Annotated in this window: 9 protein-coding genes; 6 read left to right on the forward strand and 3 right to left on the reverse strand. The window is 54.4% G+C overall.

Annotation, left to right across the window (positions count from 1 at the left end):
• Window positions 1-5: 5 nt before the first annotated feature.
• On the reverse strand, window positions 6-536 hold the full coding sequence (locus tag BM040_RS00875) for an RNA polymerase sigma factor (protein WP_092098095.1): 531 nt from the start codon (window positions 534-536) through the stop codon (window positions 6-8).
• Window positions 537-791: 255 nt separating this feature from the next.
• Between BM040_RS00875 and BM040_RS00880 the strand changes: the two genes are divergently transcribed.
• The 3 genes from BM040_RS00880 to BM040_RS00890 all read left to right on the forward strand — a co-directional run bounded on the left by BM040_RS00880 (window position 792) and on the right by BM040_RS00890 (window position 6,792).
• Complete coding sequence (locus tag BM040_RS00880) at window positions 792-1,115, forward strand: hypothetical protein (RefSeq protein WP_092098097.1); 324 nt, start codon at window positions 792-794, stop codon at window positions 1,113-1,115.
• 114 nt (window positions 1,116-1,229) lie between these two features.
• Window positions 1,230-5,615 (forward strand): CusA/CzcA family heavy metal efflux RND transporter, encoded by a 4,386-nt coding sequence (locus tag BM040_RS00885; RefSeq protein ID WP_092098099.1) that lies wholly within the window; start codon window positions 1,230-1,232, stop codon window positions 5,613-5,615.
• Between the two features lies 1 nt (window position 5,616).
• Window positions 5,617-6,792 (forward strand): efflux RND transporter periplasmic adaptor subunit, encoded by a 1,176-nt coding sequence (locus tag BM040_RS00890; RefSeq protein ID WP_092098101.1) that lies wholly within the window; start codon window positions 5,617-5,619, stop codon window positions 6,790-6,792.
• A 169-nt stretch (window positions 6,793-6,961) separates the two neighbouring features.
• Here the strand turns inward: BM040_RS00890 and BM040_RS00895 are convergent, their stop codons facing one another.
• Window positions 6,962-7,696, reverse strand: coding sequence for an arylesterase (locus BM040_RS00895; RefSeq protein ID WP_092098103.1), 735 nt, complete (start codon window positions 7,694-7,696; stop codon window positions 6,962-6,964).
• Between the two features lie 144 nt (window positions 7,697-7,840).
• Between BM040_RS00895 and BM040_RS00900 the strand changes: the two genes are divergently transcribed.
• The 3 genes from BM040_RS00900 (at window position 7,841) to BM040_RS00910 (ending at window position 12,271) form a co-directional block, all read left to right on the forward strand.
• On the forward strand, window positions 7,841-8,539 hold the full coding sequence (locus BM040_RS00900) for an ABC transporter ATP-binding protein (protein WP_092098104.1): 699 nt from the start codon (window positions 7,841-7,843) through the stop codon (window positions 8,537-8,539).
• Between the two features lie 132 nt (window positions 8,540-8,671).
• Window positions 8,672-11,254, forward strand: coding sequence for an ABC transporter permease (locus BM040_RS00905; RefSeq protein ID WP_317040145.1), 2,583 nt, complete (start codon window positions 8,672-8,674; stop codon window positions 11,252-11,254).
• A 93-nt stretch (window positions 11,255-11,347) separates the two neighbouring features.
• Window positions 11,348-12,271, forward strand: coding sequence for an SDR family NAD(P)-dependent oxidoreductase (locus BM040_RS00910; RefSeq protein ID WP_092098106.1), 924 nt, complete (start codon window positions 11,348-11,350; stop codon window positions 12,269-12,271).
• A 136-nt stretch (window positions 12,272-12,407) separates the two neighbouring features.
• Here the strand turns inward: BM040_RS00910 and BM040_RS00915 are convergent, their stop codons facing one another.
• On the reverse strand, window positions 12,408-12,770 hold the full coding sequence (locus BM040_RS00915) for a CoA-binding protein (RefSeq protein ID WP_092098108.1): 363 nt from the start codon (window positions 12,768-12,770) through the stop codon (window positions 12,408-12,410).
• Between the last annotated feature and the right edge of the window lie 14 nt (window positions 12,771-12,784).

Consider the following 12,784-nt stretch of genomic DNA (forward strand, 5'->3'; position numbering starts at 1 on the left):
AATTTTCAGGCTACAGCTTCCTGGCCCTCCAGGCGGCGTTGCAGCATGGTACGGGCCTTGCTCAACTGCGACTTGGAAGTGCCTTCGGTAATTCCGAGCATATCAGCTATTTCCTTATGTGAGTATCCTTCTATGGCATAAAGGTTAAAAACAGCCCTGTAACCGGCCGGCAAAGTCCGGAGCAGCTCCAGCAATTCGCCCTCTGCCAGGTCGTGGTCGGCACTGGTGGGGTTGGCCACCTGTATGTAGCTGTCCTCTATGGCAATATGCAGGGGCTCCTTCTTGCGCAGAAAAGCCAGCGACTCGTTTACCATGATGCGGCGTACCCAGCCTTCAAAACTACCTTTGCCCTCAAAGCGGTCTATGTGCTGGTAGATTTTCATAAACCCGTTCAGCAGTGCTTCTTCGGCATCCATCTGGTTTTTAAGGTAACGCAGGCACACGCCGTACATCTGCGAAGCAAAGCGCTCGTACAGGAGCTTCTGCGCCTTCCCGTCTGCCTGCTGGCATCCTGCTATCAGTTCTGCTTCTGTCACGCCTGGTAAAAGTTTAGTCTATATGCCTGGTTTTTATCTGTTCCGAGCCTTCGTTGCTCTTTACCCTCTAGATGCACACCTGGTGAAGGAGGTTGCCTGGGGAAGTATAAATTTTATTCTTTTTTTCTAACCACCCAAGATGCCTACTATAAATAGTTGAACATCAACTATAAAAAATTACACGCAATGTTTAGAATGCGTCTGAATGAGGGACAAGGTATGGATATATGATATGTGCGTTGTAACTTTACATTTATGAGGATTGCCACCCTTTTCATGTCGTTGCTGTTGCTTTGGATGTCCTGGCTGCCTTGTACCGATATGGTGCCGGACCAGCATGAGCATGCGCACCAGGTGGTGGACCCGACCCAGACGACTGGGGAAAGTCCCTTTCACGAGGACACCTGTCCGGTGTTCTGCTCCTGTGGCTGCTGCGCCACACTGATTGTCACGAACGATTTTACCCAGCTGGTTTTCAGGTTTTTTGTAGAGCCGCAGAGCCAGCCTGTGCAACTGCAGGAGCAACAGGTAAAAAAAGTTGCTTTTGTGTGGTGGCACCCGCCACGGCTAGTAGTTTAATTCACCCGCTTATCCGGTAAAGTATAAAGCAGGTTTATACTTTGTGCCTGCCGCCAATTGCGGCTGGCTTATACCTTGCGCCGGTCTTTTACATTTCGAATTAAACTAAACCTCATGTTTCAGAAGATAATTAGTTTCTCCATCCATAACAAACTGGTGGTGGGGCTGATGGTGCTGGCGTTGGTGGTGGTGGGCATCTACAACCTCACCAAACTGCCCGTAGACGCCGTTCCCGACATCACCAACAACCAGGTGCAGGTGGTTACCTCTTCGCCTACACTGGCCGCTCAGGAAGTGGAGCGCTTTATAACCACCCCCATTGAAATAGCCTTGGCCAACACCCCCGACGTGATTGAAATGCGCTCAGTGTCGCGCTTTGGCCTCTCTGTCATTACCGTTGTCTTCGACGACGACGTGGACATTTACCTGGCCCGCCAGCTCATTAAAGAGCGCCTCGATATGGCCGTGGAAGAGATTCCACCGGGCGTGGGCAAGCCGGAAATGGCTCCGGTTAGTACCGGCCTGGGCGAGATTTATCAGTACACCATCCACCAGAAACCCAACAGCCCGAAAGATTATACCCCGATGGAACTGCGCACCATCCAGGACTGGATAGTGCGCCGGCAGTTGCTGAGCACGCCCGGCGTGGCCGACGTGAGCAGCTTCGGTGGATTTATGAAAGAGTATGAAGTGGCCCTGCATCCAGACCGCCTGCGCAGCTTTAACCTGACGGTGCCGGACGTGCTGGAAGCCATTGGCACCAATAACGAAAACACCGGCGCCGCCTACATCGAGAAAAATAACAGCGCCTTCTTTATCCGTGGCCTGGGCATGGTGAACGAGCTCGAGGACATAGGGCAGATTGTAATAAACAACCGCAGCGGCGTGCCGGTACTGGTAAACGATGTGGCGGAAGTGAAGTATGGCCACCCGGTGCGCTACGGCGCCCTTACCCGTAACAACGAGGGGGAAGTAGTGGGCGGCATTGTGCTCATGTACAAGGATGCCAACTCCTCACAGGTGATAAAGGACGTGCAGCAGCGCGTGGCGGAGATACAGAACTCCCTGCCGGAAGGGCTTGTGATTGACGCCTACCTCGACCGTAGTGAACTGGTGGAGCGAGCCGTGAACACGGTAACCAAAAACCTGATCGAGGGCGGTCTTATTGTGGTATTCGTACTGGTGCTGCTGCTCGGTAACCTGCGGGCTGGCCTGGTGGTAGCCTCGGTTATCCCGCTGTCCATGCTGTTTGCCATCACCATGATGAACTTGTTTGGGGTGTCGGGTAACCTGATGAGCTTGGGCGCTATCGACTTTGGTCTGATTGTAGACGGTTCGGTGATCATTGTGGAATCGGTGCTGCACTTTATCGTCAGCAAAAACGCCAACCTGCCGCTCCGAAGGCTCACCCAGAAAGAAATGGACCTGGAAGTAGAAAGCGCCGCCTCAAAGATCATGAACTCTGCAGCTTTCGGCATGCTCATCATCCTGATTGTTTACCTGCCTATTATGGCGCTGGTGGGCATCGAAGGAAAAATGTTTAAGCCAATGGCGCAGACGGTGAGCTTTGCCATTTTGGGTGCTTTTATACTTTCGCTGACATACGTGCCGATGATCTCGACATTGGCCCTGAGCAAAAAGACGAAACACAAGCGCAACATCTCCGACCGCATCATGGAGAAGATTATGGCTGCCTACCAGCCGGTTATCCGTTTCGCGCTGCGCAGCAAGGCTGTCATACTTGGCACAGCTGTCGGTTTGCTGGCCATCAGTTTGGTGGTGTTCAGCCGCATGGGCGGAGAGTTCATCCCGCAGCTCGACGAAGGTGACTTTGCCATGGACCTGCGCCTGGTGCCGGGCGCTTCGCTGGAACAGACGATCCAAACCACCCTAAAAGCCAGCGAGATATTGCAGAAAAACTTCCCGGAGGTGAAAGAGGTGATCGGTAAGATCGGTACAGCCGAAATCCCGACGGACCCGATGCCGATTGAAGCTGCCGACGTGATGATCTTGCTCAAGGACCGCGACGAGTGGACGAGTGCCAGCACCCGTGAAGAGCTGGCTGCTAAGATGGACTCGGCGCTGCAGGTGCTTCCGGGAGTAAACTATGGCTTCCAACAGCCGATACAGCTGCGCTTTAACGAACTGATAACCGGTGCCCGCCAGGATGTGGCCGTGAAGATATACGGTGAGGACCTGGATAAACTAAGTGAACTGGCTGCCGATGCCGAGCGATTGATTCGTCCGGTGCGTGGGGCGCAGGATATGTTTGTGGAAGAGGTGACGGGACTGCCGCAGATTGTGGTGGACCTGAAACGTGAAAAGCTGGCACAGTATGGCCTGCACGTGCAGGACGTGAACCGCGTGCTGCGCACTGCTTTTGCCGGAGAGGCTGCCGGTTCGGTTTACGAAGGCGACCGCCGCTTTGACGTGGTAGTGCGCCTGCAGCAGGATTACCGACGGAACCTGAACGACATTGAAGATTTGTTTGTGCCGCTTCCGAATGGCGGGCAGGTGCCGCTGCTACAAGTAGCCGACATCCGCTACGAAAACGGCCCGATGCAGATATCCCGCGAAGAAGGGCAGCGCCGCATTGTGGTTGGTTTCAACGTCCGCGACCGCGATGTGGAATCGATAGTGGAAGAGGTAAGGCTGAAACTGGAGCAGGAGCTGAAGCTTCCGGCCGGTTACTATATTACCTATGGTGGTCAGTTCGAAAACCTGATCAACGCCAAGCAGCGCCTGCAGATAGCCGTGCCGGCCGCACTACTGCTCATCCTGGTGCTGCTGTACTTTACCTTCCACTCCGTGAAGCAAAGCCTGCTGATTTTTACGGCCATTCCGTTGGCAGCTATCGGGGGCATCTTTGCACTCTGGCTCCGTGACATGCCGTTCAGTATCTCGGCGGGGGTAGGCTTTATCGCCCTCTTTGGGGTGGCTGTACTCAACGGTATTGTGCTCATCGGCTACCTGAACCAGCTTAAAAAGGAAGGCTGGGACAATGTATATGAACGGGTGATAGAGGGCACGACGGTGCGCCTGCGTCCGGTACTGATGACGGCATCGGTGGCGGCACTGGGCTTCCTGCCGATGGCCCTGTCCACCTCGGCAGGTGCGGAGGTACAGAAGCCGCTGGCCACCGTGGTGATTGGCGGCCTGGTAACCTCTACCTTGCTAACGCTCGTGGTGCTGCCGGTGCTGTATTACATCTTTACATCCCGCGAAGAGAGAAAACTGAAGCCGGTGAAAGTGCACCCGGTAGTGGCGTTGTTGCTAGGCATTGGTTTATACTTTGGAAGCACCTTTACAGTGCAGGCACAGCAGGCGCCACAGCAACTGGACCTGCAGGGGGCGCTGCAGTATGCCCGCGAAAATAACCCGTCGCTGCAGGCCGCCCAGTTGCAGACAGCCCAGCAAAAAGCCCTGAAAGGTGCAGCGTTTGATCTGCCCAAAACCAGCCTGAACTATAAGCGCGGCCAGATCAGCACAGCCGAAAGAGATGAAGAAATTACCATCTCCCAACAGTTTGCCTTTCCAACCGTTTACGGGCGGCAGGCGAAGCTAGCGGATGCCCATGCAAGTCAGGCAGAAGTACGGCAACGGATCACGGAGCGACAGGTGCTGCGCGATGTGAAGCTGGCATTTGAGCAGTGGCAGCACATCCAGAGCAGAACACAGCTTTTACAGGCCCAGGACTCCCTCTTTGCCAATTTTGAGCGTGCCGCCCGAGTACGCGAGAAAGCCGGCGAGACGGGCGCTTTGGAACGAGCCACCGCAGAAGCCAGAAGGCTTGGGCTGCAGGCCGAACTGGCGCAGGCCAATGCCGACGCCAGGATAGCGGAGAACAGGCTGGTGCAGCTGCTGCATGCCCCGAAAGGAGCGGTGCAGTTTATCGTTACGCCGCAGCAAAAGCATAGTTCTGTGGTGTTAGCCGACACAGCTGCCGCGCAAGTATGGCTGCAACTGCTGCAAAGCGAAGTTCAGGTGGCCAGGCAACAGACGAAACTAGAGAAAGCCCGCCTGCTGCCGGATTTCAGTATCGGCTATTTCAACCAGACTTTTATCGGTGAGAGCCCCGCGCGTGACCCTGGTTTGGTATACGGCAACTCTGACCGTTTTACGGGCGTGGAAGCAGGCATTTCGGTGCCGTTGTGGTTTGGTGCCCAGAAGTCTAAAATCAGTGCTGCCCGCCTGAACGAACAGGCCGTGCAGAAACAGGCCGACGCCCAGGAAAAGCAACTGGAGACAGATCTGCAGAACGCGTTTCAGGAGCTGCAAAAGCAGGCGCAGCAACTACAGTACTACGAGCAGGGAGCACTGCAGCAGGCAAACCAACTGGAAAAGGCTGCCAACCTGAGCTTCAGGCTCGGGGAAGTGGACTACGTGGAGTTTGTGCAAGCCATGGACCAGGCCTATACCTTGCGACTGCAATACCTGAACGCGCTGCTGCACTATAACCAGAGCATCATTAACCTACAGTTTTTAACCGGAGAAGAATAACATGACACGATATATTGTACCGGCTGCCCTTGCCGCTATACTTTTAACCACTGGCTGCTCATCAGAGCAAGGGGAGCCTGCCACCCAAACAGAAGCTGCAGAAGCAGCACCTGCCGCTGCAGCAGCGCCAGACCTGGTGAATTTCTCGAAAGAGATGCAGCAGGTAAGTAAACTGGAGGTTGGCCCGCTGCAGGAGCGAAGCCTGTCCTCCAGAGTTCCTGCAAAAGGACAGCTCTCGCTGCCGCCGCAGGGCTTGGCCAGTGTGAGTCCGCTGGTAGGCGGCATGGTGCGCAGCATCCATGTGATTGAAGGGGATTTTGTGCAGAAAGGCAAAGTGCTGGCGACCATCGAGAACCCGGACCTGCTCAATATGCAGGAGTCCTACCTGTCGACGAGCAGCCAGCTAAGTATGGCCCGGCAGGAGCTGGAGCGGCAGCAAATGCTGGCCGACGAGCAGGTGGGCGCCCTGAAGCGCTACCAACAGGCGGGTGCTGAGGTGAAGGTGCTGCAGGCAAAGCTCAACTCCCTGAGAGAGCAGCTGCAAACCCTGGGCATCTCACCGAAAAGCGTTGAGAATGGCCGCATTACCCGCACCCTGAACCTGACAGCGCCTATCTCAGGCTATGTGCAAACAGTGAGGGCAAACCTGGGCAGCTACGCCGAGCCGAACCAGCCCATCCTGCAGATCATCGACGATAGCCATTTGCACCTGGACCTGAACGTTTTTGAGAAAGACTTCTCGAAGCTGGAAAAGGGACAGCGGGTGGTTTTCACCTTGCCAAACGTTTCTAACCAGGAAGTAGAGGCAGAAGTCTTTGCTATCGGTAAATCCTTTGAGGGAGAGATGCGCGCCGTGCCGGTGCACGCCGAGATCAAGAACAACAAAAACAAGGGCTTGCTGCCGGGCATGTACATCAACGGGTTTATCCTGACTGGCAAACACCAGGCGCTCTCAGTACCGGAGGAAGCCATTGTGCTGTATCAAAGCAAGCCGTACATCTTCCAGCAGGTGGATGAGGCTACCTTTAAAATGATACCGGTAGAGACTGGCGTAACAGAAAGCGGTTTTACGGAGGTAAAATTATTGGGCGAACTGCCCAAAGACGCACAGGTGGTGCAGAAAGGCGCTTCGTTTATACTTTCCGAGAAGCTCAAGTTTGAGGTGCCGGAAGAATAATTTAAAAGTATAAAACCCTAGAAAAGCAGAAACGGCTCCCGAATATATCAGGAGCCGTTTCTTGTTTCTGAAAATAAATTTTCAACTTTTAGCCATACATAATAACGGGAGTGGGTATATAAGGTTACAATACGGCTAAAAATTTCTAAAATATTTTTTGAGAGCCGGTTTATACTTCGGATGCGGCCGCCTGCTCCTGCAGCATAGGTCCCAGTATAGCCCATACATTTTTTGCCAGTATATGCTGGCCCTCTGCCGTAGGGTGGATGCCGTCTTCCTGGTTGAGGTCAGCCACGCCGCCTACACCTTCCAGCAGGAAAGGCACCAGCGCTACATTTTCCTCCTCGGCAATGCGGGTAAATACCTGCCGGAATTCCTCCGTATACTTTTGGCCCATGCTGGGTGGCATCTGCATGCCTGTCAACACCACCCGCACATCCGGGTTGCTGGCGCGTACTTTCTCAATGATAGCTTTCAGGTTAGCGTACGTCTCGTTAGTAGAAATACCTCTCAGTCCGTCATTGGCACCCAGCTCTAGCACAAATACATCCACCTGCTGTTTTTTTAGCAGCCAGTCGATGCGGCTCTTGCCACCGGCGGTGGTCTCACCACTCAGCCCGGCGTTTACGGCTTTGTACGGCAGTTCCAGGGAATCAATTTTCTGCTGGATAAGAGCCGGGAAGGCTTCTTCCGTACCCTCCAACCCATAGCCGGCGGTCAGGCTGTTGCCAAAGAAAAGGATGGTTTTTGTTTCGGTGGCGGCAGTTGCTTTTTGCCTGCTTCCGGACGTGGTGCCAGTGGTTTGCTCTGCTACAGTTTGGTCAGATGTCTGGGCATCGCCGCAGCCGTGGAGGACAGTGATGGCGGCCATGCCCACTGCTATTATTTTATTCCTTATCGTCATCGGGTAAAATTTTTCTAAATTTATACTTTGCCAAAGGCTAAACCTATAACGTAGGCAAAGAGTTATTTTGTTCGGAAAGGAAAAGACAGCATTAAACGAAGCGGTTTTCCTTTTTTATCGTCCATTAAAAGCTTATAAAAATCTGTGTCGACCATACTTGAGATCAAAGACCTGAAGAAGACCTACGACAGCGGCGACCGCCACCTGACGGTACTGCAAGGTATAAATTTTTCCTTAGAGGCAGGGGACGTGTGCTCCATTGTAGGCCCCTCCGGAAGTGGCAAAACCACTTTGCTGGGCCTCTGCGCCGGCCTGGACAGGGCTTCCTCCGGCTCGGTTATACTGAACGGGATTCCGCTGGACAACCTCTCCGAGGATGAACGGGCGCAGGTGCGCAACCAGTACGTGGGCTTTATCTTTCAGAACTTTCAGCTCATACCGACCCTGACAGCGCTGGAGAACGTGATGGTGCCGATGGAGCTGCGCGGAGAACGGAACGTGCAGCAGCAGGCCATGGACCTGCTGGCCCGCGTGGGCCTGGCCGAGCGGGCTGACCATTACCCAACACAGCTGTCGGGCGGGGAGCAGCAGCGCGTGTCGCTGGCCCGGGCTTTTTCAAACAAGCCCGCCATACTTTTTGCCGATGAGCCCACAGGCAACCTGGACGAAGAAACCGGGGATCGCGTAGAGAAACTGCTCTTTGACCTGAACCGCGAAGCCGGCACCACGCTGGTGCTGGTGACTCACGACCTGGACCTGGCCGCGAAAACCGATCGCATCATCCGAATTAAGGGCGGAACGGTGGTATCAGACCAGTTGACAGCAGTAGTGAGCAATGAGTAATTGACAATGACTAATGATTAATGAGGAATTAGTAATGACTAAGAAGTCGTGAGGAATCATTGACCATTGATTATTCATTACTCATTCTTAATTACTAATTCCCCCAATCTCTCATTCAAAATTAGTAACCACGTGTCTGATAACTCTGAATTTATACCTGGCAAGCGACCGCTAAATGTGCGCTGGCTCCTGAAAATGGCCTGGCGCGACAGCCGGCGGAACCGGGGCAGGCTGGCCTTGTTTATCTCCTCCATTATACTTGGGATAGCGGCGCTGGTGGCCATCAACTCCTTTGCCGATAACCTGCGCGCCGATATCGACAAGCAGGCCAAATCGCTGATTGGAGCGGATCTGGTTATCGCGGCCAACAAGGAAATTGAAGCCAGCCAGCAGCAACTCCTCGATTCCATCGCCATCGGGGGCGACCGCTCCGACGAGGTGCGCTTTGTCTCGATGGTGCAGTTCAAGTCCTCCGGCGGCACCCGACTGGTGCAGGTGCGGGCGCTGGAGAAGGGTGGTTTCCCATACTACGGTGCTATCGAAACTGAGCCCAAAGAGGCCAGCCATACGTTCCGGGAGGGGGGACGAAAGGCACTGGTAGACCATACTTTGCTGCTGCAGTATAACTCCAAGCCCGGCGACTCAATTCAGGTGGGGAATATGACCTTTGAGATTGCCGGCGCTCTGCACAAAATTCCCGGCCAAACGGCTATGACTGCCACTGTTGCCCCTGCTGTATACATTCCGCGCCATCACCTGGAGGGAACCGGGCTGGTGCAACGCGGCAGCCGCGTGAGCTATTACCACTACTATAAACTGCCTGAGACTACAGACCCGGATAAACTGGTGAAGCGCCTGGAAAAGCGCCTGGATGAAGCCGGCTTTGGCTATGACACCATCGAGAGCCGCAAGGAGAGCACCGGAAAATCCTATGAAGACCTGGCCAGTTTCCTGGCTTTGGTAGGTTTTGTGGCCTTGCTACTGGGTTGCGTGGGCGTGGCAAGCGCCGTGCATGTGTACATCCGCGAGAAACTGGCTACCATTGGCGTACTGCGCTGCCTGGGCGTGAGCGGCAGCCAGGCTTTCCTCATTTACCTGTTTCAGGTAGTGGCCATGGGCCTGATTGGCTCTGTGATCGGAGCTTTACTGGGTAGCCTGATACAGCTATACTTGCCGGAGCTGTTTAGAACCTTCTTGCCGGTGGATGTAACGGTGGCCGTGTCCTGGGGGGCGGTGCTACAAGGTATTGGGATTGGTGTTATCGTGGCCGTGCTGTTTGCGCTGCTGCCGCTGCTTACCATTCGCAAAGTTTCCCCGCTCATCACGCTTAGAGCTGGTATAGAGCATGTGTCGAAGCAACCCGACAAACTGCGCTGGGGCGTATACTTTCTGATAGTGGCCTTTATCTTCCTGTTCTCATACTTTCAGTTGGGTACCTGGCTCCGGGCTCTGGCTTTTACGGGAGGCGTGCTGCTCGGCTTTGTGGTCCTGGCGCTGATTGCCAGGCTGATGATGTGGCTTGTGAAGCGCTTCTTCCCGGTGCATTGGGGCTACGTGTGGCGACAGAGCCTAGCTAACCTGTACCGGCCAAACAACCAGACGCTGCTGCTCACCGTGTCTATTGGACTGGGCACAGCGCTGATCGCCACGCTTTTCCTGATGCAGCGCATCCTGCTGAGCGAGGTTGCCTTTGCCGCGAGTGAAAACCAACCGAACATGGTGCTTTTCGACATCCAGAACGCACAGAAGGAGGAGGTGACGGCGCTCACAAAACAAGAGGGCCTGCCTGTGCTGCAGTCGGTGCCGGTGGTAACCATGCGCCTGGAGGAGGTCAACGGCCTGACCGGGGCCGACGTGCGTGCCGACACGACGCTGGGTATTTCGGAAAGGGCGTTTACGCGGGAGTTCCGGGTGACCTATCGCGATTCCTTGATCAGTTCTGAGAAGACAGTAGAGGGTACCTGGCAGGGTGTTGCCACTGCGGAGGATGAGGTTATACCCGTCTCATTAGATGAGCGCTACGCAGAGCGGCTTAAAGCAGGGCTTGGAGACACGCTCGTGTTTAACGTGCAGGGCGCCAGAATTCCAACAGTCATCACCCACCTGCGCGAAATCGAGTGGAACCGGGTGCAGACAAACTTTACTATACTTTTCCCGAAGGGGGTGCTGGAGGAGGCGCCGCAGTTTCATGTGCTGATGACGCGTACCGACACGGACGAACAGGCCGCCAAGTTCCAGCAGACGCTGGTACGGCAGTTCCCGAACGTATCGGCCATCGACCTGGGCCTGATTCTGGAGACGCTCGAAGATATCTTGAGCAAGATTTCCTTTGTCATCCGCTTTATGGCCCTGTTCAGCATCACCACGGGTTTGCTGGTGCTGATTGGCTCTATTAACAACAGCAAGTACCAGCGGGTGCAGGAAAGTGTGCTGCTCAGAACCCTGGGCGCAAGCCGGAAGCAGATCCTGGGCATCAACGCCTTCGAGTACCTGCTGTTGGGTGCTCTGGCCGCCGGGACCGGCGTTATACTTGCTGTTGGTGCCAGTTGGGCGCTGGCCGTGTTTAGCTTTGAGGTTGCCTTTGTGCCGGACCTGACGCCGCTGCTGCCCGTGTTTTTGGGCATTACCATACTTACCGTGTTCATCGGCATGCTCAACAGCCGCAGCATCCTGAGCCGTCCGCCCCTGGAGGTGCTGCGCCGCGAGGCTGCCTAAACTTTTCGAATCAGGTATAACCAAAAAATGCCTGTGCTTGTACAAGAAGAATCATGGTACCAACACAGGCATTTATACTTTATAATTTGAGCTATGAAAACGAATAACAAAGAGAACAGCGGCAAGACCGTACTGATAACAGGGGCATCCAACGGCTTCGGGATGGAGTTTGCCAGGTTGTTTGCTAAGGATGGCTTTAACCTGATCCTGGTGGCGCGCAGTACCGAGCGCATGCGCAAACTAGGCTATTCCTTGCAGGAGCAGCACCAACTCGAGCATGTGTGCATCATCACTTCAGACCTAACCCGGCCTGAGGCGCCCCGCGAAGTATACGAGGAGGTGAAAGAGGCCGGACTACAGGTAGATATCCTGGTCAATAATGCCGGAGCGGGAGTACATGGCATGTTCTTCGACACAGACCTGGAGCGGGAGAAGGCCATCATTCAACTTAACGTGACCACTCCTGTGGAGCTGACGAAGCTGTTCCTGAAGGAGATGAAGCAGCGGAACTCCGGCAAAATACTGAACCTGGCCTCGGTGGTATCTTTTATGCCCTCGCCGCTGATGGCCGTGTATGGTGCCTCCAAGGCGTTTATACTTTCCTTTTCAGAGGCACTGTCGAATGAGTTAAAAGACACTGAAATTACGGTAACGGCGCTTTGTCCAGGCGCGAGCAACACCATGTTCTTCCGCAGGGCAGGGGCCGCCCACACGCGCGCGGCTAACGGAAGCCTGTCGGAGCCGGAGGAAGTGGCCAGAGAAGGTTATGAGGCCCTGATGAAAGGAGAGACACGCGTGGTATCCGGACTTGCCAACAAGCTACAGACCGCCAGTACCAACTTCCTGCCGGATGCAGCCCTGGCCGCAACCATGCGCTACCAGATGGAGGAGCCCAATCTGGAGGACGTCTCATCCTACGAACCAGAACCACCAATTGCTGCAGAAACCACGGCCCCAAGCAATACAACGGCTTCAGAGCCGCGCGATCAGGAGCCGCCGGCGATACATAATCCGTAAGAGGTATAAAAACAAAGCAGGGACCTTTATGCAAGATCCCTGCTTATTTAGAACATAGACAACAAATGCCATCTGCTCTTTTTCAGTTTATACGCCGCCTTTTAAGGCAGGTTTCATACTTTAAGTATAAAATTGGTTAGTAGCTATCGGTGGCCAGCATCACCAGGGTGCAGTGGTGGAGCGTTTCAATATTGGCCTCTTTTGCCTTCTTTTCGAGCTCTGGGTTTTCCGTGCCCGGGTTAAAGATAATGCGTTTTGGCTTGAGGTTGAGGATATAATCATACCAAACAGGTTGGTTGCGCGGCCCCACGTAGAGCGTTACAGTGTCTACCTCCTCAATCGGCTGCGCTTTATCTGTAACGATGGACAAGCCGCCTACTTCTGCCTTTTTTATGCCTACAGGCACTACCTCATGCCCATGCCGCTGCAACTTGTGCACTGCTTTGTAAGCATAGCGGTCTGGGTTGTCGGAAGCCCCTAATACAACTGTCTTTTTCATTTATAGGAAAATCA

Origin of the sequence: Pontibacter chinhatensis, assembly GCF_900113285.1 — a bacterium.
In the GTDB taxonomy this organism is placed as follows: Bacteria; Bacteroidota; Bacteroidia; order Cytophagales; family Hymenobacteraceae; genus Pontibacter; species Pontibacter chinhatensis.

Excerpts from the sequence above, each read along its gene's own strand:
- BM040_RS00880 (WP_092098097.1), top strand. The coding sequence starts at position 792 with ATGAGGATTGCCACCCTTTTCATGTCGTTGCTGTTGCTTTGGATGTCC.
- BM040_RS00885 (WP_092098099.1), top strand. The coding sequence starts at position 1,230 with ATGTTTCAGAAGATAATTAGTTTCTCCATCCATAACAAACTGGTGGTG.
- BM040_RS00890 (WP_092098101.1), top strand. The coding sequence starts at position 5,617 with ATGACACGATATATTGTACCGGCTGCCCTTGCCGCTATACTTTTAACC.
- BM040_RS00895 (WP_092098103.1), bottom strand. The coding sequence starts at position 7,696 with ATGACGATAAGGAATAAAATAATAGCAGTGGGCATGGCCGCCATCACT.
- BM040_RS00910 (WP_092098106.1), top strand. The coding sequence starts at position 11,348 with ATGAAAACGAATAACAAAGAGAACAGCGGCAAGACCGTACTGATAACA.
- BM040_RS00915 (WP_092098108.1), bottom strand. The coding sequence starts at position 12,770 with ATGAAAAAGACAGTTGTATTAGGGGCTTCCGACAACCCAGACCGCTAT.